The organism is Pseudomonas proteolytica (genome assembly GCF_007858275.1).
Lineage (GTDB): Bacteria > Pseudomonadota > Gammaproteobacteria > Pseudomonadales > Pseudomonadaceae > Aquipseudomonas > Aquipseudomonas proteolytica.
In genome coordinates this window covers 81,972-105,285 of record NZ_VFEV01000020.1, presented here as the reverse complement: position 1 = coordinate 105,285, position 23,314 = coordinate 81,972, and the positions used below count along the sequence as shown (strand labels likewise).

General features: G+C 57.8%; 32 protein-coding genes and 1 other RNA gene. All 33 read left to right on the top strand.

What is annotated here, in order from left to right; translation table 11 throughout:
- Position 1: 1 nt before the first annotated feature.
- Entirely contained in the window at positions 2–673 is a 672-nt protein-coding gene (locus tag FIV38_RS16220) for a DUF2786 domain-containing protein (protein ID WP_092235935.1), read from the top strand.
- An RNA gene (locus FIV38_RS16215) (hammerhead ribozyme type II) lies at positions 672–742 on the top strand. The genes FIV38_RS16220 and FIV38_RS16215 overlap by 2 nt, the downstream gene beginning before the upstream one ends.
- Complete coding sequence (locus FIV38_RS16210; RefSeq protein WP_092235932.1) at positions 743–1,021, top strand: hypothetical protein; 279 nt, start codon at positions 743–745, stop codon at positions 1,019–1,021.
- On the top strand, positions 1,018–1,434 hold the full coding sequence (locus FIV38_RS16205; protein ID WP_092235929.1) for a gp16 family protein: 417 nt from the start codon (positions 1,018–1,020) through the stop codon (positions 1,432–1,434). The genes FIV38_RS16210 and FIV38_RS16205 overlap by 4 nt, the downstream gene beginning before the upstream one ends.
- Positions 1,431–1,868, top strand: coding sequence for a Mor transcription activator family protein (locus tag FIV38_RS16200; RefSeq protein WP_092235926.1), 438 nt, complete (start codon positions 1,431–1,433; stop codon positions 1,866–1,868). The genes FIV38_RS16205 and FIV38_RS16200 overlap by 4 nt, the downstream gene beginning before the upstream one ends.
- Complete coding sequence (locus tag FIV38_RS16195; RefSeq protein ID WP_092235923.1) at positions 1,868–2,401, top strand: hypothetical protein; 534 nt, start codon at positions 1,868–1,870, stop codon at positions 2,399–2,401. The genes FIV38_RS16200 and FIV38_RS16195 overlap by 1 nt, the downstream gene beginning before the upstream one ends.
- 108 nt (positions 2,402–2,509) lie before the next feature.
- A complete protein-coding gene (locus tag FIV38_RS16190; protein ID WP_092235918.1) occupies positions 2,510–2,845 on the top strand; it encodes a hypothetical protein in 336 nt (111 codons plus the stop codon).
- A complete protein-coding gene (locus FIV38_RS16185) occupies positions 2,842–3,135 on the top strand; it encodes a putative holin (protein ID WP_338110268.1) in 294 nt (97 codons plus the stop codon). The genes FIV38_RS16190 and FIV38_RS16185 overlap by 4 nt, the downstream gene beginning before the upstream one ends.
- Positions 3,136–3,137: 2 nt before the next feature.
- Entirely contained in the window at positions 3,138–3,770 is a 633-nt protein-coding gene (locus FIV38_RS16180) for a transglycosylase SLT domain-containing protein (protein WP_167362632.1), read from the top strand.
- Complete coding sequence (locus FIV38_RS16175) at positions 3,767–4,387, top strand: DNA-packaging protein (protein ID WP_092235911.1); 621 nt, start codon at positions 3,767–3,769, stop codon at positions 4,385–4,387. The genes FIV38_RS16180 and FIV38_RS16175 overlap by 4 nt, the downstream gene beginning before the upstream one ends.
- A complete protein-coding gene (locus FIV38_RS16170) occupies positions 4,374–4,592 on the top strand; it encodes a TraR/DksA C4-type zinc finger protein (protein WP_092235908.1) in 219 nt (72 codons plus the stop codon). The genes FIV38_RS16175 and FIV38_RS16170 overlap by 14 nt, the downstream gene beginning before the upstream one ends.
- Positions 4,592–4,903 carry a hypothetical protein gene (locus FIV38_RS16165; protein ID WP_092235906.1) on the top strand — a complete coding sequence of 104 codons (312 nt, stop codon included), beginning with the start codon at positions 4,592–4,594 and terminating at the stop codon, positions 4,901–4,903. The genes FIV38_RS16170 and FIV38_RS16165 overlap by 1 nt, the downstream gene beginning before the upstream one ends.
- On the top strand, positions 4,900–5,211 hold the full coding sequence (locus tag FIV38_RS16160; RefSeq protein ID WP_092235904.1) for a hypothetical protein: 312 nt from the start codon (positions 4,900–4,902) through the stop codon (positions 5,209–5,211). The genes FIV38_RS16165 and FIV38_RS16160 overlap by 4 nt, the downstream gene beginning before the upstream one ends.
- Positions 5,212–5,215: 4 nt before the next feature.
- Positions 5,216–5,728 (top strand): DUF3486 family protein, encoded by a 513-nt coding sequence (locus FIV38_RS16155; RefSeq protein WP_092235901.1) that lies wholly within the window; start codon positions 5,216–5,218, stop codon positions 5,726–5,728.
- Positions 5,725–7,278: a hypothetical protein gene (locus tag FIV38_RS16150; protein ID WP_092235899.1), complete on the top strand. Its 1,554-nt coding sequence runs from the start codon at positions 5,725–5,727 to the stop codon at positions 7,276–7,278. Before FIV38_RS16155 ends, FIV38_RS16150 begins: the two co-directional genes overlap by 4 nt.
- Positions 7,278–8,834: a DUF935 domain-containing protein gene (locus tag FIV38_RS16145; protein WP_092235896.1), complete on the top strand. Its 1,557-nt coding sequence runs from the start codon at positions 7,278–7,280 to the stop codon at positions 8,832–8,834. Before FIV38_RS16150 ends, FIV38_RS16145 begins: the two co-directional genes overlap by 1 nt.
- Before the next feature lie 2 nt (positions 8,835–8,836).
- Positions 8,837–10,105, top strand: coding sequence for a PBECR2 nuclease fold domain-containing protein (locus FIV38_RS16140; protein WP_092235893.1), 1,269 nt, complete (start codon positions 8,837–8,839; stop codon positions 10,103–10,105).
- A gap of 102 nt (positions 10,106–10,207) precedes the next feature.
- The gene (locus tag FIV38_RS16135; protein WP_092235890.1) at positions 10,208–10,690 is read left to right on the top strand and encodes a phage virion morphogenesis protein; all 483 of its coding nucleotides are present in this window, start codon (positions 10,208–10,210) and stop codon (positions 10,688–10,690) included.
- 192 nt (positions 10,691–10,882) lie between these two features.
- On the top strand, positions 10,883–11,317 hold the full coding sequence (locus tag FIV38_RS16130) for a hypothetical protein (RefSeq protein ID WP_092235887.1): 435 nt from the start codon (positions 10,883–10,885) through the stop codon (positions 11,315–11,317).
- Positions 11,318–11,396: 79 nt separating this feature from the next.
- On the top strand, positions 11,397–12,365 hold the full coding sequence (locus FIV38_RS16125) for a phage protease (protein ID WP_092235884.1): 969 nt from the start codon (positions 11,397–11,399) through the stop codon (positions 12,363–12,365).
- Positions 12,366–12,391: 26 nt separating this feature from the next.
- On the top strand, positions 12,392–13,285 hold the full coding sequence (locus FIV38_RS16120; RefSeq protein WP_092235882.1) for a Mu-like prophage major head subunit gpT family protein: 894 nt from the start codon (positions 12,392–12,394) through the stop codon (positions 13,283–13,285).
- Between the two features lie 9 nt (positions 13,286–13,294).
- Positions 13,295–13,831 (top strand): HI1506-related protein, encoded by a 537-nt coding sequence (locus FIV38_RS16115; RefSeq protein WP_092235879.1) that lies wholly within the window; start codon positions 13,295–13,297, stop codon positions 13,829–13,831.
- Entirely contained in the window at positions 13,828–14,319 is a 492-nt protein-coding gene (locus tag FIV38_RS16110; RefSeq protein ID WP_092235876.1) for a phage protein Gp36 family protein, read from the top strand. Before FIV38_RS16115 ends, FIV38_RS16110 begins: the two co-directional genes overlap by 4 nt.
- The gene (locus FIV38_RS16105) at positions 14,319–14,885 is read left to right on the top strand and encodes a phage protein Gp37 (RefSeq protein ID WP_092235873.1); all 567 of its coding nucleotides are present in this window, start codon (positions 14,319–14,321) and stop codon (positions 14,883–14,885) included. The genes FIV38_RS16110 and FIV38_RS16105 overlap by 1 nt, the downstream gene beginning before the upstream one ends.
- Positions 14,885–15,076, top strand: a complete 192-nt coding sequence (locus FIV38_RS16100) for a hypothetical protein (RefSeq protein WP_092235870.1) — start codon at positions 14,885–14,887, stop codon at positions 15,074–15,076. The genes FIV38_RS16105 and FIV38_RS16100 overlap by 1 nt, the downstream gene beginning before the upstream one ends.
- A complete protein-coding gene (locus tag FIV38_RS16095) occupies positions 15,073–16,173 on the top strand; it encodes a phage tail sheath C-terminal domain-containing protein (RefSeq protein ID WP_092235867.1) in 1,101 nt (366 codons plus the stop codon). The genes FIV38_RS16100 and FIV38_RS16095 overlap by 4 nt, the downstream gene beginning before the upstream one ends.
- A gap of 13 nt (positions 16,174–16,186) precedes the next feature.
- Complete coding sequence (locus FIV38_RS16090) at positions 16,187–16,558, top strand: phage tail protein (protein WP_092235864.1); 372 nt, start codon at positions 16,187–16,189, stop codon at positions 16,556–16,558.
- Between the two features lie 4 nt (positions 16,559–16,562).
- Positions 16,563–16,949, top strand: coding sequence for a hypothetical protein (locus FIV38_RS16085; protein ID WP_092235861.1), 387 nt, complete (start codon positions 16,563–16,565; stop codon positions 16,947–16,949).
- 177 nt (positions 16,950–17,126) lie between these two features.
- Positions 17,127–19,541 (top strand): phage tail tape measure protein, encoded by a 2,415-nt coding sequence (locus tag FIV38_RS16080; protein ID WP_092235859.1) that lies wholly within the window; start codon positions 17,127–17,129, stop codon positions 19,539–19,541.
- Positions 19,538–20,908 carry a DNA circularization protein gene (locus tag FIV38_RS16075; protein ID WP_092235857.1) on the top strand — a complete coding sequence of 457 codons (1,371 nt, stop codon included), beginning with the start codon at positions 19,538–19,540 and terminating at the stop codon, positions 20,906–20,908. Before FIV38_RS16080 ends, FIV38_RS16075 begins: the two co-directional genes overlap by 4 nt.
- Positions 20,892–22,031, top strand: a complete 1,140-nt coding sequence (locus FIV38_RS16070) for a phage baseplate assembly protein (RefSeq protein WP_235861026.1) — start codon at positions 20,892–20,894, stop codon at positions 22,029–22,031. Before FIV38_RS16075 ends, FIV38_RS16070 begins: the two co-directional genes overlap by 17 nt.
- A complete protein-coding gene (locus tag FIV38_RS16065) occupies positions 22,031–22,573 on the top strand; it encodes a phage baseplate assembly protein domain-containing protein (RefSeq protein ID WP_092235854.1) in 543 nt (180 codons plus the stop codon). Before FIV38_RS16070 ends, FIV38_RS16065 begins: the two co-directional genes overlap by 1 nt.
- A 390-nt stretch (positions 22,574–22,963) precedes the next feature.
- On the top strand, positions 22,964–23,314 hold the full coding sequence (locus tag FIV38_RS16060) for a phage GP46 family protein (RefSeq protein WP_092235851.1): 351 nt from the start codon (positions 22,964–22,966) through the stop codon (positions 23,312–23,314).

The window sequence follows — 23,314 nt, the reverse complement described above, 5'->3', positions numbered from 1 at the left end:
CATGGATCACAGCAAAGCCTTAGACAAGATCAAAAAACTGCTGCGCCTGGCAGCAAGCGACAACCCGCACGAAGCCGCCGCTGCCATGCGCCAGGCCCGTGCCTTGATGGAAAAGTATCGCTTAGAAGAATCGGATATCCAGCTATCCGAAGTCTACGAATGTGCCGCCCGTAGTGGTTCAAAGATGACCCCGCCGCAATGGGAAGCCAACCTGGTTGGAGCCGTTACTCAAGCCTACGCCTGCAAAGTCCTGTTCATGGCTGGTATCGGTGAGTGGCGTTTTATCGGCGAACTGGCGGAGTTGGCCAGCTACACCATGACGCTATTGCTGCGCCAGGTTCGGCAGTCTCGACGCGACTTTATCAACACTCAGTTGAAGCGTTGCAAGACCGCGACCAAGACGAAGCGCGCCGACGTGTTCTGTGCGGCCTGGGTATCGGCGGTACGAAAGCAGGTCATGGCTTTTGCCGGTAACGATGAACCATCCCCGGCGACTTCGGCGTACATGCTCAAGCATCACGCAGAAACGGAAAAGCTCGGCTGTCGCGACCGCAACGCCAGCAAGGGCAATGGCGTGCGTGCGATGACCGACGCCCTGCACGGCATTCTTGCAGCGGGTGATGTGCGCTTAAACCATGGGGTTAACGGTCAGGAACAGCTTGCCCTGCACTAAGCGAAACCGTCCCGACTTGCTGGGGCGGTCTGCCGGACGTGGTTGTCCGGTACTGATGAGCAGCCACCCATGACAGACGAATCACCCACACAGCGCAAAACCCGCCTGGCTCGCGAGCGTAAACGCGCCCAGCGCAAGCGCGACAAGGATAAGCGCCTGGCTATGGGCGCTAGCAAACTCAAGATGGAAATCTATAGCGGCACCAGGAGCGAAGTGGAACAGATCCGCAGCGCCGGGGCGTTCGATGAAACAGAACATGCGCTCACCATGGCTATTCATGGTGTCGCCGCACTGTCCCGAAACGACCCGGCCGCGTTCCAGGCCCTGATCAAAGGAGGAAGACAATGAGCACGCGAAACATGCAACTGAGCAAAATCCATATCGCCAAAAAAGATCTGGGGCTAGATGACGAAACCTACCGCGCCTTACTGGTCCGTGTGGCTGGTGTGCGTTCGGCCAAAGACCTGACTCCACGCCAGACCGGCGCAGTACTAGCCGAGTTCGCCCGGTTGGGCTGGGCGTCAGCACCGGCTAAAAAGCATGGCCGCAAAACGCCGAAACCTGCGCCAGACCGGGAGAAGCTGGTGGGTAAAATTAAGGCCTTTCTCGCCGAGGCGAAACGCTCCTGGGCGTATGCCGATGGTATGGCCTTGCGCATGTTCAAGGTTGAGCGCGTTGAATGGCTCGACCCTGGACAACTGCAAAAACTGGTTGCGGCATTGACCTACGATGCCCGCCGACACGGGAGGCCTGAGCGATGAACGAAGAACTGTTCCCGGATGACATTGATCAACTGGACGCCAAGAAAGTACTGGCGAACATGCAAGACCCTACGGTTATATCCCGCTGGGAGGGCTCATTGCGTGAAATGGTGGAAATCGCCGAGGCCAAGCTCCTGGTCGAGATCAAACCGGGTGTGGAAGCCGCGGAATTGGCTCGGCATGTTGTTTTTGCGATTTGCTCCGTGATGGGGGGGCGAGTGGTGTACTTGCCACGCGGGGATGCACTCAAACGGGCGCTACGCGATGCCATGATTTATCGGGACTGGAAGGATAACGACATTAAGATCCCGGACCTGGTCAGCAAGTACGACCTTGCGAACCAGACCATTTATGACATCATTCGCCGACAACGGGCGCTGCATCGCAAGAACGAGCCTGACCTATTTGGATTTGACGAAGGGACGATGCACTGATGAAAGGACTAGCCGCAATCAGCACTATGGCATTGCTCATCGGCTTTACCGGATGCTGCCTTGCCGCTAATCCGGGAAGCGTTTCAATTGAACAAGCGACTACAGAGGCTTTAGAAAATCGTGAGTTTGCAAATGTCCTACGGGCTCATGCTCAACAGGCGTGCATGATAAAAGACAGGCAAAAACAGTCTGCTGTCATGCAGGTGATTAACGAACGACTTAAAGAGCAACCGACAAATAATTTGACGTACAGTGCTCGATTTGTTCATTCCAGTTGCAGACAGATGCTTCTCAATGTGTCTTTCATTAATGGTGCTTGCCTTAGCAAGCCACCTACACAGCATGAGATTGATTATTCAAATAGAGTCTGGAAAGAAGACTCACTGAGTTGTGATGCTGAGATTGCAAATCCAGATCTGACACGCGCTGAACCAGTTAAAGAGCAGACAGAAGCGGAGTGGGAGGCGGAAAGAAAGAAAGAAGGCGTATCCGATGAGGACATTGCTTTTATGAAGAAAATTCGCAGTTCGTAAGTCTCCATCCCCGCCACCGAGCGGGGTTTTTCTTAAACCCCGCTGATACTCAACCAATACCTTCTATACGCGAAGCTGGCACCGTTCCCTCAACGGCAGGTTCGCGCTATGCATTCCGCTCCCCCCAAAGTTTCCCGGCCCCAACGGCCGCGCCAGTTCGCCCAGCTTATTCAAGCCGCAGGTGATGATGCAGCGCGTGCGGTGCTGTGGGCCAAGGTTCCGGCCGACTGGCGGGAGTTGGTGCAGTCGCATATCTCACAAGCCGAAGCCCGCACCGAGCAACACGTCCGGGAACAGGAAAAGTTACGCCCCCCTGTAAGAACCATCACACCAACCTTTGCCGAATACCAAGCCCCCACCTACGTGCGCGGCAATGCCTCTGTGGCCGCTCAACAACTGGCCGCACTGCGTGCCACCATGCATTCACCGCGAGTATCCCAATGACTAGCACCGTATCGAAACGGAAACCCCGCACGCCTCGCATGACCTTTTGGGCGTTGATCACCATCGCCTTGCTGTTCTGTCTGGCAATTGTCGCCCCAACCAAATTGCCCGTTGTCCTCTATAAATGTGGCCTGGTCACACTGGGTTGTGTGTTGGGCTATTGGCTCGACCGGGCTCTGTTCCCCTATGCACGACCAGATACGGTCCCCGCTTGCGACCGCCCCATGGCGGGCATCCGCCGCGCCCTGGTCGTACTGGGCTGCGTCCTTGGCCTGACGCTGGGGCTTTAACGATGCGACAACATCTACTCAACCTTGCGGCGGCTTGCCTGGTATTGCTCGTAGTTGTGAGCGCTTGCTCAACAGCCAGAGCCGAAATCCCAGACCAGGCCGAACGCTACCGCCGCGACCTAACCCGTATCGCCCAAGCCGAATGGGGCTTGGACGCCCCGGTGTCCACCTTCGCCGCCCAGATCCACCAGGAAAGCCGCTGGAGGTTCGACGCCCGGTCGCCCGTCGGTGCGCAAGGCTTGGGCCAAGTGATGCCCTCGACCGCCACCTGGCTCGCAGGGCTGTTCCCCAAAGCCCTTGGCAAGGTCGAGCCGTATAACCCGGTTTGGTCCATGCAAGCGCTTGTCAGCTATGACCGTTGGCTGGCGAACCGCATCCAGGCGCGTGGCCCCTGCGAACAAGGGGCGCTGATCCTTTCTGCCTACAACGGCGGTTTGGGCTGGGTCATCAAAGATCGCAAGTTGGCATCGGCTAAAGGGGCCGATCCGCTGACCTGGTTCAACTCTGTCGAGCGGTTCAACAACGGCCGCTCGGCCGCTGCATTCAAGGAAAACCGCCAATACCCGCGCCTGATCCTCCTGCGCTGGGAAGCCCTGTATGTCGCTGATGGCTGGGGCCAGGGGGTCTGCCAATGAAAAGCCTGTTTGACCTGGTCAAGCCGCTGCTCTGGTACGTGGCTGTTATCAGCGTCGTGGTGTACGGCTTTCACTTGAACCGCCAGGACGGCTACGACGAAGGCTACAGCCTGGCTAAGTCCGAAGGGGAAACCGCTGTAGAGGTTCTGCGTAAAGAACACGCCGTGGAAAAGCAGCTCGCCGCCGATGCAGATCTGGCGCGGCTACGCATCGAGCAAGGCAAAAATAATCAACTGGTTAGCCAGCTTGCAGACACCAAAGAAACCCTGCGTCAGACCACTGACCGACTCACAGGAGATGTTGCCCGTGTTACCAAACTCTATCGCCGCGCCTTGGATGCGAAGCCTGAGCCACTGCCTGCTGCTGTGTTCACTACTGGCTTTGTCCGCGTGTGGAACGCCGCAAACGGTATTACCCCCAGTTCCGCAATGCCAACCCCGAACGGCTCCGGCCGAACTCCTGCGCCTGCCAGCGGAACCGGAAACGCTGACGACCTCGACTCAGGCGTCACCCAGGAACAACTCCTGACCAACCAGGTACGCAATGGCGAGCTGTATGGAATCTGCCGGGCGCAGCTCAAAGACCTGATCAATTGGACCCGCAATGAAAGCAAGTGACTACGCCAGCGTCCTGGAAGCCCTGCACAACGAAAGCGCTTTAGCGACTCATTTGGCACAGCAAGAAATTTTGATCGGCCCCTCGGCCGAGTTCTGCCAGGTGGCTGATTGCGACATGCCGATACCCGAAGAACGGCGCCAAGCCATCCCCGGTGTGCAGCGTTGCGCGCAGTGCCAAACCCGTCGCGAAAGGAGCAAGCACTAATGGCGACACTCGAAATGCCGGTGTGGCAAATGATCAGTATCGCCGTGACCATCCTCGGCGCATTTGTCGGCGTTATGAAAATGCTCCTGGTGCAAATGGAACGGCGCCTGGATCAACGCTTTGCCGTGGTGGACAAGGACAGTGAGCGCCTGCGCGAGATGGAGATCGGCATGGAGCGCCTGCGTGGCGAGATGCCTTTGCACTACGTCCGCCGAGAAGACTGGGCACGCAATCAATCCATTATCGAAGCCAAGCTCGACGGCCTGGCACTCAAGTTAGAAAACGTTCAGCTCAAAGGACTACGCCCATGAACATTGATCCAGCCAAGGCCCGCCGGGAATCCCTGCGTTGGTACATCATCCTTACCCTCAACACATCGCGCCCCGTTGACCCCCACGAAGCGGTGGTGCTGTCGACCATCCAGGGCATCTTCCCCGATGCCACCAGCCTGGAACTACGGCGCGAACTGGACTACCTGGCCGACCGCAGCCTGACAACCCTGAAGAAACAGTCTAGCGGTGCGTGGATCTGCGGATTGACCCACTACGGTGTCGACGTGGCCGAGTACACCATCGACTGCAATCCTGGTATTGCCCGCCCAGAAAAATACTGGAGCTGACGCCATGCCCCCGCGCAGCAAAGTCGCCAGTCTGCCCAAGTCAGTTAAAAACTGGCTCGACAAAGCCTTGGCCGAAAACAACTTCAGCGATTACGAAGCCCTGGCTAACGAGCTGTCGACCCAGGGTTTTTCAATCAGCAAGTCTGCGCTGCATCGTTATGGTCAGGACTTCGAGTCCAAACTCTCGGCCTTGAAAATGGCAAGCGAACAGGCTCGCGCCGTGGTGGCCGCTGCGCCGGATGAAGAAGGCGCGGTCAACGAAGCGTTGATGCGCCTGGTCCAGGAGCACCTATTCAAATTGCTGATGACTGATGGTGATCAGATGGACTTGCCGAAGGTAGCCAAAGCTGTGGCCGAGCTGGGCAAGGCTTCGGTGGTGCAGAAGAAATGGCAAGCCGAGTGGCGGGAGAAGGTCGAAACAGCAGCGGCTCGCGTTGATAAAATTGCCAAGAAAGGTGGGATGACTCAGGCAACGGCCGACGAAATCCGCCGCGAGATTCTGGGGATGGCATCGTGAGCCTCCCCCTTATCCTGGACAGCACCGCCACCTTGCTCGCACCGGCCGTGCTACTCGACTATCAGAAGGAATGGATCGGTATCCGCGCCCCGCTCAAGGTGGGCGAGAAGTCCCGGCGTATTGGCCTCACCTGGGCCGAAGCAGCAGATAACGTCCTGGTGGCAGCCTCAGAAAAATCGGCGGGCGGCCAGACGGTCTACTACCTGGGCTACAACCAGGACATGACAGTCGAATATATCCAGGCCTGCGCCATGTGGGCGCGGGCCTACAACTACGCGGCCGAGCAAATAGAAGAAGGCATTTGGCCCGATAGCGACCCCGACAAACACATCAAAACCTACACCATCGCGTTTCCCAGCGGCCACCGCATCGTGGCGCTGACCAGCCGACCATCCAACCTGCGCGGCCGCCAGGGTGTTGTGGTGATCGACGAAGCTGCATTCCATGCGGACTTGGCCGAGTTGCTGAAAGCGGCCATGGCTCTTCTGATTTGGGGTGGTGAAGTCCATGTGATCAGCACCCACGATGGAACCGAAAATCCCTTTAATGACCTGGTCAACGAGATTCGGGCAGGCAAGCGCAATGGCGAAGTGTTCCGCTGCACGTTCGGTGAAGCGGTAGCTGACGGGCTGTACAAACGTGTCTGCTTGCGTAAGGGAATTGAGTACAGGCTTGAGGACGAACTTGCCTGGGTGAAGGATGTATACGGATTCTACGGCGATGCAGCCGACGAGGAACTGGACTGCGTGCCGTCCCAAGGCGGCGGTGCCTTTCTCAGTATGGCCCTGGTCGAGCAGCGTAGTAACCGTAACGTGCCGGTTCTGCGCCTGGCCTATCCGCAGGGTTATGAAACCATCGCTGAACATCTGCGCCTGGCCGAGTCCCTGGAATGGTGCGAAGAGCATTTGCTCCCGCTTCTGTCAGCCATTCCACTGGACGTGCAAAGTTTTTACGGTATGGACTTCGGACGCTCTGGCGACCTCTCAGTCTTCTGGCCGTTGCTCAAGGAACAGAACCTACGCAAACGCACACCCTTTGTGGTTGAGCTGCGTAACGTCCCATTCAAGCAGCAACTGCAAATCAAGTTTTACATCATTCGTCGCTTACCCAATTTCCTCAATGGCGCCGATGACGCCAGAGGCAACGGTTCGCAATTATCGGAAGACACTGCCGTTGAGTTCGGTTTTAACCGTATTGAGCGGGTGATGCTCACCGAAGGTTGGTATCGCGACAACATGCCGCCGTTCAAGGCTGCCCTTGAAGACGACACCTTCTACGACATCCCGGCCGACAAGGACGTGGTTAGCGACGTGCGCGCCTTTCGGATGGTCAAGGGCGTGGCCCGTATTCCAGAAAAGCGCACCAACGAGAAAGGCGAAAAGTCCGGCCCCAAGCGCCATGGCGACGCGGGTATCGCTGCTGTGTTGGCCGACTACGCCTCTCGCCAGGAAGTCGAGATCATCGAATATCACCGAGTCCTGCCCGCGTCCCAGCATGATCGCGAGATCCAGATCGGCGCCGGCTGGCGCTCCACTAAAGGCATTTGGTAATGGCTCAATCCAAAATCGTGGACCAATACGGTCGCCCGATCCAATACGACAAGCTCACCGAAGAACTGGCCGCAGCCCGCACCACCGGCATTCGCCAAGTTTGGCACCAGTCGGTAGCCAGCGGTCTGACGCCTGGTCGTCTTGCCGCCATCCTGCAAGCCGCCGCCGAAGGGTCGGCCCATGACTACCTGACCCTTGCCGAGGAGATGGAAGAACGGGATCTGCATTACGCCTCGGTGTTAGGCACACGTAAGTTGGCGGTGTCTGGCCTTGCTATCCGGGTAGAAGCTGCCAGCGACGACGCCGAGGACGTAAGGCGCGCCGACCAACTCAAGGAAATTGTGGAGTCTCCAGAGTTCGGGGAACTGCAAGCCGACCTCACCGATGCCATGGGCAAGGGCTATGCCGTCTCCGAAATCATGTGGGACCGTAGCGGCAAGACCTGGAACCCATCGCGCTTTGAACCACGGGATCAGCGGTTTTTCCAGTTCGACCGCGACACCGGCCGGGAGCTGCGCCTGCTCGATGAGGCCGATATGGTCAATGGCATTGCCTTGACGCCGTACAAGTTCATTGTCCACCTGCCGCGCATCCGTTCGGGCTTGCCGATCAGGGGTGGTCTGGCGCGTTTGGCGGCGGTTGGCTACATGTGCAAAGCCTGGACCTGGAAGGACTGGATGGGCTTCGCGGATATCTTCGGCATGCCTATGCGTGTGGGCCGCTATGGTCCAGGCGCGAGCAAAGACGATATCAATACCCTGATGTCAGCCGTAGCCAACCTGGGCAGCGATGCAGCAGCGGTGATCCCGGACAGCATGCGTATCGACTTCACCCAGGCGGCGAACGTAACCGGCGCAGGCGACTTCTTTAAAGGCCTCGCCGAGTGGTGGGACAAGCAGATCAGCAAAGCGGTGGTCGGCCAGACCATGTCCACCGATGACGGCTCTAGCCAGGCCCAGGCAACGATCCATAACGAAGTCCGCCTGGATCTGTTGCAAGCTGACGCCAAGGCCGAATCGAACACTTTGAACCGCTACTTTGTGCGGCCCTGGTGCGAACTGAACTTTGCACCTGGTCGGCCATATCCCCGGTTAATCATTGATGTACCGAAGCCAGAAAACACCAAAATCCTGATCGAGGCGCTAAAGGAACTGGTGCCTCTAGGTTTGAAGGCCGAGCAATCAGTTATACGCGACAAGCTCAATATCCCGGCACCGGCCGCAGGTGCCGATCTGCTCGGTATAGCTGCGCCAGTCGCTGCACCAGTACTGGCGCAGGCGACCAATAGCGAGCAAGTGCCCAAAAAACCGATAGCGATACCGGACATCGTGGACAACCAGGTGCAGACGTTGGAGCGAACAGCCGGGACATATCTGGATGATATGGTCGACCAGGTCAAGGAGCTGCTCGACTCCGTCAGCAGCCTGGAAGAGTTCCGGGATAGGTTGATAGAGACCTATCCAACTATGACCACCAATCAACTGGCCGACGCCATGGCCGATGGAATGATGGCGGCTAGTTTGGCTGGACGTAATGATATTTTGAGAGGGTTATAACAGTGGCCGTCTCTCATGGCTCATTGCCATTCAAAGAGCAGATCGACTACTTCCGCAACAAAGTTAATCTGCCAACTCGCTCCTGGACGGATATCTATACCACTGAACATGACTATGCCTTTGTTGTAGCCGGTGCAGTAAAAAGAGATCTGCTGACCGACTTGCGGGGCGCTGTAGAGAAGTCTATCGCCAGCGGAACCACCCTGGAACAGTTCAGAAAAGATTTCGACCAGGTAGTCGGCAAACATGGCTGGCAGTACAACGGCGGTCGTGGATGGCGCACTAATGTCATTTGGGAAACAAACTTGCGGCAGTCCTATAACGCCGGGCGCGAAGCGCAGATGGCTGATCCTGAACTGCGCAAGCGTCGCCCATATGCTGTTTATCGCCACGGCGACAGCGCTCACCCTCGGCCGATGCACTTGTCCTGGAACGGTACAACCCTCCCGCTTGATGATCCGTGGTGGGCAACCCATACCCCGCAAAATGGTTGGGGCTGCAAGTGCAAAAAGTTCATGGTCTCAGCCAGAGATGTAGAGCGGATGGGGCTTACAGTTGGCTCGGCGCCCGCCATCGAGTGGGAAGACAGGGTCATTGGCAAGAACAGCCCCGAAGGACCGCGAACTGTTCGTGTGCCAAAGGGAATTGACCCAGGCTTCGAATATGCACCAGGTCAGTCGAAACTTTCCGGCGCGGTCCCTCCTTTGCGGGCACATGATCCACTGCCTGAAATTGAGGGCAAGCCCGCCAGCGCTCACGCGGCAGGCCTGCCTAATCGCCGCGCTAGCGATGCACTGCCAGCACCACGCTCCGTTCCTGCCAGTCAGTTGCTGCCATCGGGTTTGACCGACGATGTATACGTGGATCGCTTCCTGGCCGAGTTCGGTGCCAAACAAAGCGCGCCAGCATTGTTCAAGGATGTGACCGGTGACTCTGTGGTGATTGGTCGCGATATGTTCACAGTCAAGCGCACAGGGGCCTTGAAGGTACAAAAGCGTGGCCGCGAGCGCACGCTACTTCTTGTTGCTCAGGCATTGCGAGAACCTGATGAAATTTGGGTTCGCTTGGAATGGCTCTATGCACAGCAAAAAGCGGTAGTTCGCCGCCGTTACCTTGCGCGCTTTGAAGTCGAGGGCAACCCAGCACCTGCGCTTGCTGTGTTTGAAGTAGGCGATGATGGCTGGGATGGCGTAACGGGCTTTGTTGCTGACAGCGAAGACTACCTGGATGATCTGCGCCTCGGCGTTAGGTTGTATCGCCGCCCCCAATAAAAAGCCCCGACGCTGTCACGCCGGGGCCGCCCCGGATGTAGGCATGGAGGCCCTGACAGGGGCTGCTCATCCGATGGGATGTACTGATAGTAGGAGAGAACCGTGGCAGGTGCAATGCTCGATGTCACCTTAGATACCAGCCAGGTCGGCAAGGTCCTGGACGATTTGGCCGACCGCCTGGGCGACCTGACAACCCCGCTCAATGACATAGGTGAATACCTTCAGATATCCACCGATGAGCGGTTTAGACAGAAGGTGGCCCCGGATGGCTCGCCCTGGGCGCCACTCTCGCCCGTCACCCTCGCCAGAAAGAAAGGCCCCGGAATCCTGCGAGAGAAAGGCACGCTCCAGGACACGCTGCGCAAACAAGTCACCAGCACGGAGCTGGCCTTCGGTACAGACCGTCCCTATGGCGCGGTCCACCAGTTTGGGCAGAGGAAAGGAGCGTCAGGTAAGACAGGTAAAGGTCAGTCTATTCCCTGGGGTGACATCCCGGCGCGGGAGTATCTGGGCCTTTCGGCAGACGACGAAACAGAGGTGCTATTGATCATTCAAGAGTACCTGTTGGAGCCAGTAACAGACTGATCCCGCCAAATCCCACAGGCGAGGCGAACTCGTCTCACGGGTACATCCGCCGCTTGTGGTGGGGCGATTGTGCGTTAGACCTGCGTTAGATTGGCTGGAGGCCCCATGTACAGGCTATGACAGTGAGACGATTTTTCCGGGTCGTGTATAGAATGACGCCTTCGCAGCAAATAGCTAAGCAAGGAAGGTAAAATGGAGTGGTTCACCCTTGAGGCGTTTTTTACGCTTCTGAAAGACAATGTGGTTCCATTGGGGATGTTCGGCGCCGCCGTTACTTTCATGTGGGGTGTTGGCCGGTATGTTTTTGAGAAGGGTCGAGAAGCGCGCCTACGAGAATTTGAGACATACCACGGACTAATACGCGACCTGGTGAAACCTCAAGATCTAGGCGACATAATGTATGTTGACCGGCAATGCGCGGTAATCTTCGAACTTAGATTTTATCCACGATATGACCCACAAACACTAAGAATGCTCAGTCATCTGCTTACCAATGACGCTTGGGTCAAGCATTCAAGATTGCGGAGCGAGTTAACAGTTGGCGCATCTTTTCTAGAGAAGAGAATTAAGTCATTGCGCATGAGACTTCTTAGAAAACTCAAACCATTTTCCTTTTTCAAGGAGTAGCTTTTAGCTACTCCTTCTCCCGAAAGTCTTAAACCCCGCTGATACTCACTCATGCCGCCAGTTCTCACACACTGGCGGCATGAAAACCCAACTCGCACTAAACACCGACCTTTCCGCCACCGTCTCTGACGGCAAGGCCCCGGAGTGGGTCGAACTAATCCCCCCTGGTCCCAACGTCACCGGCCGCGATGGTCGGCAATGGCTGTTCGACGAACAAGCCGGGACGTTGGTCCAGTCCAGTTTCCACGGTCGCGCTATTGACCTGCCCATTGACTGGGAACACGCCACCCAGCACCGCGCCAGCAAGGGCGAGTCCGCACCAGCGGCTGGCTGGATCAAGCAATTGGAGCTGCGTAACGGCGCCCTGTGGGGCTTGGTCGATTGGACCCCTCGTGCCTCCGAGCAAGTCATCAACCGCGAGTACCGCTTTCTTTCCCCCGTCTTTGACTTCGATCCCGACACCACCCGTATTGCTCGCCTGGTCAGCGCGGGCCTGACGAATAAACCCAACTTCCTGCTGACCGCCCTCAATCAAGAAAACACGGAGGTCACGCCTGTGACGCTTTCACCTGCGCTTCTGACTGCACTCGGCCTGCCTGCTACGGCGACCGAAGAACAGGCCCTTGCGGCCACGGCTCAACTCAAAGCAACCGCGCAAGCGACGAACACCGAAAAACCCAACCTTGAGCAGTTCATGCCACGGGCGGACTACGACAGCGTTTTGCTACGAGCCACCAATGCCGAGCAAGCCTTGGCCGATCAGAAGAAAACCGAACACAACAAGCAAGTTGATGCGCTGATCACCTCGGCCACCCAGGCCGGAAAAATAACCCCGGCAACGGCCGACTATCACCGCGCCGCTTGCCAGGACGAAACCGGTTTGGCGCGTTTTAAGGCATTCGTGGACGCGGCGCCAGTCGTTGCTGCCCCCTCCAACCTGGACGAGCGCAAGCACGATAAAACCACCACTGCGCTCAACTCCGAAGAGCAACACGTCGCCAAGCTGCTGGACATGAGCGAAGCGGACTTCATCAAGGGCAAGGCGTAACGCCCTCTATATAAAGGAAGCGATTCATGATCATTACTTCTGGCACCTTGGCCGCGTTGTTCACCGCGTACCGGGCCGAGTTCCAAAATGCCCAGGCAGCCACGCCGACCGATTGGGCGCGCATTGCCACGACCGTGCCGTCGACGTCGGCCAGCAACACCTATGGTTGGTTGGGGCAGTTCCCGAACTTTCGCGAGTGGATCGGCGACCGTGTTCTCAAAAACATGGCGGCGCACAGCTATTCGATCACCAACAAGAAGTATGAGTCGTCCGTGGGCGTGCCGCGTGACGCCATCGAAGATGACCAGATCGGCGTCTATAAGCCGTTGTTTGCCGAGATGGGCCGGGCGTCTACTGCGCACCCGGACGAGTTGGTGTTCAGTCTGTTGAAAGCTGGCTTGACCACCCTGTGCTATGACGGCCAGAACTTCTTCGACACCGATCATCCGGTCTACCCGAACACTGACGGCACCGGCACTGCAATCTCCGTCAGCAACTACCAGGACGGTGAAGGCCCAGCCTGGTATCTGCTCGATGTCAGCCGGGCGATCAAGCCCATCATCTTCCAACTGCGCCGTAAGTATGACCTCAAAGCCATGACCAGCATGGACGACGAAAATGTCTTTATGCGCGATGAATACCGCTATGGCGTCGATGCTCGTGCGAACGTCGGTTTCGGTTTCTGGCAGTTCGCGTTCTGCTCAAAGGCACCCCTCAACGCAGAGAACTACGCCGCAGCGCGTGCAGCGATGAAGGGTTTCCATGCTGACGGTGGTCGCCCACTCGGCGTAAACCCCGGCCTGTTGGTGGTGCCGTCCCCGCTGGAAGGCGCTGCGCGCAAGCTCCTGGTGAAGGATGCCAACAGCGGCAACGAATGGGCAGGCACCGCCGAAATCCTGGCGCCGAGCTGGCTGGGATAAGGGGGCGTTATGACGATCGTTATCACCTCAAAGCGCGACGGCTTCCGTCGTTGCGGTATCGCGCACTCCAGCCAGCCAACCCCATATCCGGACGACTTCTTCACGGAAGAACAGTTAAAGGCTCTCAGCAAAGAGCCTCAATTGGTCCTCGCTTATGTGGAGGACGAATTCGACCAGGTACAGGACCGCCGCGATGAAAACCTCCAGGAAGCCGACCTACAGAAAACGTCCAACGCCGTACAAAACACCCAGTCGCAGGCGACTGAAGCAAACGCTACAGCTCTGGGTGATGCAGTGGTTCTATCCGGCAGCGCGCCCGTTGTCGGAGGTCGGCTTGTATTCAACGGTCCGGCACCAGGGGCAACTTCCCCTGTGATCGAGCACGACATAGAGACACTGAACGCGGCCGACATCGAACTCGACGCTCTCTGGGAAGAGGCCAACCTGGAAGAGCTGGCGCGTGAAGCGGCCAAGGCAGAGGCCCCGAAACCTCCAGCGAAACCCCGGAAACCCAATGGCAACAAGGCCGAGAACAAAGATAAATGAACCTCTCGCTACCGTCCGCCAGCCAGCTCATTGTCCGATTTGGCGCCCGCGATATCGCACAGGTTGCCGTCCCGGATACAGATCGGGTAATCGCCTCTGAGTTGCTGGTAGCGGCGGCGGCTGGTCAGCCCCTGGACGAATGGCCGTCCGAGGACGTAGCTACTGCTGTTGCGACGTTGGCAAGGATCGCCGACGCCGTCACACGGGCGCGTAGCGAAGTGTCGTTTTACCTGCGGTTCCGTGCGGCTGGCGAGGATGCTCCTGCATGGGTCACGGATGACCTGGCCGAGATCGCCCGCTATCACCTGTACGACGACGCAGGCAAGGAAGAGTCGACCGTGCGGGTGCTTTACAAGGACGTGATCAAGCGCCTGGAGACCCTTGCCAGGGAAGACAAGGAGCGTGGGGCTTCGGATGGTGGGCAGTCTGGTTTCCAGATCAGCCACCAGCCTCGGCTGATGACTCGCAGGACTTTGAGGGACTTGTGATGCTGGGCGACCTGGAAGACTTGATCGAAGGCCGACTCAACGAGTTGAGCAAAAGCCTGCCGCGCTTGCGCGTGGCGAGCTACGGCGGCGAATTAGGCGACCCTGATCTGTTGCCGGAATTGCTCAAGCGTTGCCCGTCGATTTTGCTGATGGTGCCCAAGGCCATGATCAGGCCCAAGGCCCAGGGTCGCTACAGCATAAGTATCACTTTCCGCCTGGTGATTGCGGCTCGCCACCCTCGCGGGGAGAAGGAAACGCGGCGCGGCACAACTGACAAGGATGTTGGCACCTATGCGCTATGGGAGGCCTGCATGCACCAACTGGTTGACTGGCAACCTTGGGAGGGCCGCGCAGCCATCAAACCGATGGAGCTTTCCAACCTGGTCAACGGCAAGTTTGCCAGCGACCACCTGTCTGTCCTGGGGCAGTCATTCAACATCGAACTGGACTGGGAAAAGCCGAAAGAGGCCTTGCCCGATTTACTGGGCGTTGATCTGAACTACCACACCCCATCGGACAACCCCAACCCGGTCGCTACCGACAACATTGAACTGAGGGACGTGTGATGCAAGTTAAAGCTGCACCTGGTCATCGGGTGCCCCTGGAAGACGATCCGTACAAGTACATCGAAACAGCCAAGGCTGTTGATGTGCCGGATACCTCCTACTACCGACGCCGGATGGCGGCGGGTGAATTGATGCCCGGCGACAAACTAGGTGCTGGTGCCAAACAACCTGCAAAGGAATCCGCTGAATGAGCATCGAATTCGAAACAATCCCGGCGTCGATTCGCAAGCCGGGCGTTTACATGGAGTTCAACCTCCGCCTGGCTGTACGCAACCTGCCGACTAACAAACAGAACGTGTGCCTAATCGTGCCGCTTGGCGAGGGGGCGACAGTTGAGGCAAATGTCCCGAGGCCGTTCTACAGCTCGCCAGAGGCCAAAGACTTGTTCGGTGGAACTGTGGCCGAAGAAATGGCCGAAGCCTTTATCAGAGCCTACCGTTACGCCTCTATCTCCGCCGTGGGTGTGGTAGTTGAAGGTGACGCCGAGCCCGATATCAAGGCGGCGCTGGACGCTACGGCCATGGGGGGCTTTACCATTCTGGTTCCTGCTTGGTACAGCCAGACTGCGCTCACTGCATTGCGAACGCATATTCAGACCTGGACCAGCTCGATGGAGCAGCAAGGCATCATTGGTGTGGCAGCCAATACCGTCAGTTTGTCCGCAGCCACTACGCTGGCTACGTCCTTGAACTCTGGCGCTATCAGCCTGGCGTCGTTGCCTGGCACGGAATCGACTGCCCGTCAGGTCGCCGCAGCATACGCTGCTGTGATCGCCTCCGAGGAAGATCCTGCGCGGCCACTAAATACCCTGGAGGTTGCAGGAATTAAAGTTCCGCCTATGGGTAAACGACTTGGCCGCGCTGAGCAGGAAACCGCCTTAGCTAACGGTGTGACTCCACTTGAAGTTGGCCCTGGTGAGATTATCCAGATCGTCCGTGCAGTGACCACTTACACCAAGTCTGCGGCGGGAGCCACAGATGTGTCGCTGTTGGATCTGACAACCATCCGTACCCTGTATTACATCCGTATGGCGTGCCGTGATCGCATCCGCTTGCGCTTCCCGCGCTCAAAGTTGTCGAAAAAGACCCCGGCAGCAGTGCGCGGCGAGCTGCTGGACGTGCTGCTAAAGGCGCAGGAGCTGGAGATCGTCGAAGAAGTCGAGGCCAATGCGGCCGGGCTGGTGGTCGAGCGATCTTCCCAGGACGTAAACCGCCTTAACTGCACCATTCCTGTCGACGTCGTCAACGGCCTGCATGTATTCGCCGGTCGCATCGACCTGCTCCTGTAAGAGGTGATTTTAGATGGCTGATAACTATGTAGGGCAGATCGTCCTGGAGATCAACGGCACCGACTATGAGGTGGTGAGCGTCGAGCCGAGCCTCAAGACCGGGCGCAAGATCGTCAAGACAATGAATCGCAGCGGCCGTCCAACCGGCACGGCAAAGGGCATTGAAGATCACGAGCTGAAAGTCTCGGTGGCTATTCCTAAAAATGGTGAGCCGGACTGGCGTGCCCTGTTGGATGCCAAGCTGACGATCTATCCCCAGGATGGCGGCGGTAAGCGTGAGACCTGGACTGGTTGCTCATTGATCGACCTTGGCAGTAAGTACCAAGTAGAGGGTGAAGCCACCCGCGACCTGACCATCGCGGCTCTCAACTACTACACGGAATAACCCAATGACCGAGCAACCGAGCAAGCGCTGGGAAGGCCTGTGCATTACCGGCGAGTTGAGAATGGGCGTTTATTACGCTGGTTTGCGCCACAAGACCTTTACCTTGCGCGTTCCTGTTGCGGGCGACCTAGTCGCGGCACAGGAGCTGCATCCAGGCGCGCCTTTTCAACTGATTACCCTGGAGGTCTACCGCCGTCAATTGTTGTCCCTGGGCGAAATCCCCGTCGAGGCGCTGACAACTGAATTGCTCCTGGGCGAGTTGACCGAAAGCGACTTGGCCATCATCGCCGACGCCGATGCCGAGTTGGAAAAAAAGCTCGCGCCGCCGAGCGCGGCAACACCGACTGGCGACGAATCGAACACGCCTTCGTCCGGCACGGCTACCGACTAGAAGAGCTGCGCCAGATGACCAGGGCCGAGATCGACGCACGTATTGATCTGATCATCGGCAAGGTCAAAGGCACCCGCTACGTCAGCCAGCGCCAGCGCAAGGCGTTGCCAAAACCCAAAAGATAGGCTCGATACCGGGCCTTTCCTATTCTAGTAAGACCCTTTCCGGGAGTTTCCCATGTCCGATCTGCGCGTCGCGCTCCGTTTCCAGGCCCATGCGGGCAACAGTCGGCGTGAGATCGAGCAGATCAACCGCGACTTACGCAAAGCCGGTAAAGAGGGAGCGAAATCCCTGGCCGATGAAAGCTGGAAGGCATCCTCGGCCATCACCAAAGTGGGTCAGGTCGGGGCCAACAGTTATAAGACCATCCGTAGTGCCATGCGTGAAACCGCGAAGGCAGGTTCCGGCACGCGCATCGAGGTCAGCAAGACATCCGCCGAACTCAAGGAGATGGCCACCGCCGCCCGTAAGGCTGCGCGTGATGCCAAAACCGAACTTATGGGTGCTGATCGTCAAGGTGTGCAGCCACTGCGCCAGAGTGTTGATCGGACGGAAACGTCCTTCCGACGCATGGCTCAGAACAGCGGGCGTAGCCTTCGCACGTTGAAAACCATTGCGATGGGTGTGCGCCAAGAGTTCGACCGCATCAAGGGGTTGGGTGGCAGTATGCAGGGGCAACTGGCTGGCTTGGGTGTTGGTATTGGTGTGGTCTCCGGCCTCAAGGCTAACGCTGTGCTGGAACGTATGCTGATTCAAACTAAGCAAACTGCAGATATGTCAGGTTCACAAAAAAACGAATGGAAAACCGAAGGCTTCAGGATTGCCAAGGACTATGGAGTAGAGCGTACTGGCGTAGACATCGGTTTCAATACGTTGATTGCATCAGGAGTTAATTACGATGCTGCCAAAGACGCCGCCGATGCCATTGGCAAAGCCACTGCTGTTACTAATGCCGACCCGGCTGTGCTAGGGGATGCTCTTATGACGGGGGCATCGGCATTCAACATCGACTTGAACAAGAAAGATGCTGCGCTCGACTTACTGCAAAAGATGACTGTGGCTGGTCGGTTGGGTAGCGCTGAACTGGAGAACCTTGCCAGCCTGTTTCCAAAGCTCGGTGGTGCTGCCAATGCCGCAGGTATGTCGCTATCTCAGGCCTTGGCATTTACAGAGAGTTTATCCAAGGTTGAAAAACAACCCGAACGCCTGGGCACTTTGGCCGAGTCTACTTTGCGGGTCTTCGGGAATAAGCAGTATCGAGATCAAGTTACTAAGTCAACAGGCGTAAAGTTTTTTAATAAGGATCAAAGCACCCGTAACCCCGAAGATGTTTTCGGCGACGTGAAGCGCAAGTATGAAGCCATGAAAACTGATGAGCAGCGCGCAAAGTTCATGGGGATTGTATTCAAAGGTATGGATCAAGACACGGTTCGCGGTTGGCGCAGTATGTTGACCGGTGAGCGCCTTGAAGACTTCAAATCCGGTTCAAGAACGATTGATAAGTCTGCTCCGATATTCAATCAGGATTTGAAGGAGAACACCGAAAGCGCAAGCGGTACGGCGGCGCGAGTGAAAGCAACGTTGGCCGAAGCTATCGACCGGATGGCAACACCCTTGAATAAAGGGTTTGCCGATATGGGTACGTATCTGCTCGATGATTTGAACCTTTCTGGCGAGCAAATGCTTGCCGGTGGTGCTGCACTTGGTGTTGGAGGCTACTACGCCGGTCGCGGTGCCAAAGCGGGTGCAGGTGCGTTGCTCAACAAGTTCATGGGCGGTCCCGAAACCTTAAAAGGTATTGCTGTGGGTAAGGTGCTGGAAGAAGCCACGGGCGTTACATCTGTATTTGTCACCAACTGGCCTGCTGCTTCTCTGGGTGGCATTGGCGGGCCAGATCTGCCGAGCGGTTCTAACTCGGATAAAACCAAGGGCAAGCCCGGTGGCTTTATCACCCCATGGCTGGCACCACTTGCATTAGGGGTTACGGCGACCCAACTCGGAGGCTCAACCGGCCAGAACACCGATGCAGACCGGCTAGCCATGGTGCCCCGTAACAAGCTGATCAATGATGACCAGCGCGTCTATGAAACTTCTTTTTACCGCAACCGTATTGCCCTTGCGGAACAGAATCCCGACCAGTCACAAGGCTGGCTGTCCACGGAAGCCCAGCGCCTGGCGCACCATGAAACTGGCCTGACAGCATCGGGTTTGCCCGTCAACGGCGCCAACACCTGGGCGCAAGGTATCGCCAATAGAGCCCTGGCAGCGGGCGCCGAAACCTTCACCGCCCAACAACAACTGCGGGACATGATGTCGCAATCTGGCACCAGCCAGCCGTCCAACTGGTTGGCTGCCCAGGCCCAGCGCCTGGCTACTCCACTGTCAGGCGGTAATGCTCCTGGTATGCCGGGTTTTGGTCCCAATGGCGCTGCACCTGGTGCAGCCGGTGCCAATCCTGCCGCACAAGCCGCCGAGGAGCGGTTGCGTGCCTTGCTCGCTCAACCATTGGTCATTGAAGTTCGCACTGACTCGCACATGTTCCAGGCCGAGGTCGAGCGCCGAACCAGTGTTCAGATGAGGCGCGGCGGATGAGCTGGGCAGAGAACCTGCTGGACGCCTCTTTTCGCGGCGTTCCGCTCCAGATCGAAAGCGAAAGCATGCAATGGCAGCGTGCGCTGTCAGAGCATGGGACGCCGTTCAAGGACGGCGACCGGGTCAAAGACTTGGGCCGTGGCGCCCGACGCTTTCCCATGCAAGTGGTGGTGTTCGGTGTCAATTACGAGATCGAACTCCAGAACATCCTCCGTACCCTAAACACTCCAGGTACGGGCGAACTGATCCACCCGATCTATGGCAGCCTAAATGTCGTAAGCAATACCGGCGAGGTTAAACACCACGCCGAGCGTCCCGACTATGCTGAGATCAGCATCCTGTTTGTCGAGGACACGCCCGATGCACCGTTTTTTGAGCGGCAATTTGAGTTCGTCGATATCGGCGTGCTGGGGCTTGAGGACGAATACACCTGGCAGGATGGCATCTTTGATCTGTTCGGGCGCATTGACTCCCTGGTCGGCGAGATTCAATCGTGGATCGGTGGCGGCTGGGTTGGCCTGATCGAAAAGGCTCTGGGCCTGCCAGGCATTGGTCTGCGTCTGCAACAATTGCGCTCGCAGATCCTCGGTGTGGTGTCTGGCATTGGGTCGATGGCTAAACGGCCGTCGGGGGCCTTTGATCCGCTGGTGGACCTGATGCGCACGCCCTCAGAGATCCGCGCAGCGATCCAGGGCAGTACCCCCAGTTCGTCGACAGCACTGCTTGCCAGATCTGGCGTGCCCGCCGCATTGCCTGGCAGTGCCAGCCTGACGGCCGACGCCGCCCGTGCAGGCAGCGGCTTTTTGATCGGTGCCCGCCAAGGCGTAGCGCCGACCGTCGAGCTGCTGGTCGAAGGCGTGCCAGGTAACACCGGCACCGGTTTGGTACTACTGCCAATCGGCATGCCGGATGATCCGGTGATCGCCAGCGGTTTCGCCCTGGTCGTCCTGGTCATCACTGAACTGGCATTGGCCCACGCGCAGGCGGTCGCCTCCGTCATCGAGGACGAAGCCGACACACCGACCTTGAGCCCACTGGAACTGGAGGGATTGGTTAACCTGGTGCGCTCCCTGGTGCAGTCATCCATACTGTTGCAACGTCACCTATACGACGTGGAGACCGCCCGGCCGATCATTGAGGCGTTGCGTAACGTCGCCGCATTGATCCAAGCCCGCGCCCGCCAGGTCATCCTGCAAAGCCCGCCCATGATCGAGCGTGTGGTTGAAACCCCAGCGAGCCTGCGCCTGCTGGCCCATCGCTGGTACGGCGACCATACCCGTGCCTCCGAGTTGATCCGCCTCAATCCCGGCCTGAAAACGCCCCACAACATCGAAGCCGGGGAGGTACTGCGTGCCTACGCCAAATAAAGCTCTGGAAGAATCCATACGCTTATCAATTGGTGGCCTGGCCCATGAAGAATGGGATGGCTGGTCGATTGAATCCGACCTGTTGATCGCGTCTGATGGTTTCGAGCTGGAGCTATATACCAAGGACGCCACACGCTTACCCAGCGTGTTGGCCGAGGGCGCGCCATGCTCGCTGACCTTGGGTAAGGATCGCGTGCTGACGGGACAAATAGACGAGTTTGAACACGACATCTCCCGTCAGGGTATCTCGATGCGTATCACCGGCCGAGACCGTGCGGCGCCCCTGGTCGACTGTTCGGCGCCGTTCGTCTCGATGCGCGAAGCCACACTCGCACAGATCCTGGACCAGGTCGTCAAACCGCTGGGCATTACCAAGGTCGAGATCCGCGCCGCTCAGGCCAAGACCCGGCGCCGTGTGCAGATCGAACCGGGCCAGAGTGCGTGGGAGGCGTTGCTCCAGGTTGCCGAGGCCAATGGACTGTGGCCGTGGGTCGAGCCTGACGGGCGTTTGATCATTGGCGGGCCGGATTACAACGCGGCGCCAGTAGGAACACTGATCATGCGCGAAGACGGTGTCGGCAATAACGTGCAGCGCCTTAGTGTGCGGCGTTCCATCGCCAATCGGTACAGCCAGATCACCGTCCTGGGCCAGCATGGGCAGTACGACAATGACGGCCTGGACAGCAAGCGCGCCCACCTACGTTCGGTCATCCAGGACGAAACCCTGGCCCGTCGTGGGATCTTCCGGCCGAAGGTGGTCATTGATAGCTCCAGCGAGAACCAGGACATGGCGACCACTCGCGGTCGTAAGCTGCTAGCCGACAGTCGCCTGGAAGGTTTCGAGATCCGCGCAGTGGTGATGGGCCACCGTGCCGATAACGGCCAGGTCTGGAGCCCAGGCCAGCGCGTCATTGTTCGTAGCGAACCTCATGGATTGGATGCGACCTACTTTTTGATGTCGCGCACATTGCGTCTGACCCGTAGTGAAGGGCGCATCACTGAGTTGCGGTTGCGCGAGGATAAGTTGTGGGTGCTGGATGGCAACCCGACCAAGAAGCGCAAGGGCAAGGGTAAGAAGGCTGACCCGGACGCTGAGTTGGTCGAAATTATCAGGAACGCATGATGAGCAATATGGCGCGCCTGGTGCGCGAGCAGGTTAGTAGAGTGATGAGCAGCGTACGCCAGGCCTTCCGTGGCACGGCAGCACGCAACACCCATGGCAAGTTGATTGGCATCGAAATGGAAGGCCTAGCGGGCGAGTCGGTTTCCGGCGAGCAGATGCAGTACTACGGGTTTACCTCGGCCCCGCTGCCTGGCGCTGAATTTATCGCTCTCCCCATTGGTGGAAACAGTAAACATGTGGTTGTCATCGCCAGCGAAGATGGGCGATATCGCGTCGTACTCAAGGACGGCGAAGTTGCGCTCTACACCGATGAAGGTGACTACATCCACATGAAGCGCGGCCGGTTGATCGAGATTGAAACCGACACGCTGGTGGTCAAGGCCACGACCAAGGTTCGCTTTGAAACGCCCCTGGTCGAAATGAGCGAGGACGTTAAGGCGACGGGAGAAATTGCGGACCATACCCGGACCATGCAGGCGGATCGACTTATCTACAACGGTCATAACCACGGCGGCGGGCCAGTACCAGGTCAACAGCAATAAGCTGTGCTAACGTCGAATGTTCACAGCAATGGAGATTCGTCATGTCAAAAATTGTGCAAATTTCACCGTGTTCGGGCTGGGTGCATGTTTCGGGAGCGGATGGTGATCTAAACATCCATCGCGTCGCTTCCTGGGCTGTTTTAGAGAATGGCGAAGTCGTAGGTTTGGTACCTGTGAGTGCGGCAGGAAGGGCTCAACCCAACGCCAAACTAGTGCCTGCGCCTGATGGTGGAAGGTACTGCTTGCAGGAGCAGCTTAATGTCACAGAACAACTCCACCTCCGGCTAAATTAACTGACTGCTTGCTGGCCGCATTCTTTCCTAGATGCGGCCCTTTCTTAAACCCCGCTGATACTCAGTTTTCTAAGACTGCGCGCCACTATGCCAGCCTATGGACGCAGGCATAAACCCAACCACTGGCGACTTGACGGGCCAGCGTATCAATACGCTGGGCAACGCCGTTTATATCCGCCTCATGACACCCATCGGCACCTGGTGGAAAGACACCACCGTGGGCTCCCGCCTGCATGAGCTGAAACGCTCCAAAGACCTGCCACGGGTCGGCAAGCTCGCCAAACAATACGCCGAGCAGGCGCTCCAGCCGCTGCTCGATGACGGCCGTGCCCAAGACATCACCATCACCGTCGAGCAGCCCCACAACGGCTGGCTTCACTTGCAAATCGACATCACCGACGCCACCGGCAATCCGCAGGTGTTTCGCCAACCTGTAAGGGTGAATTGA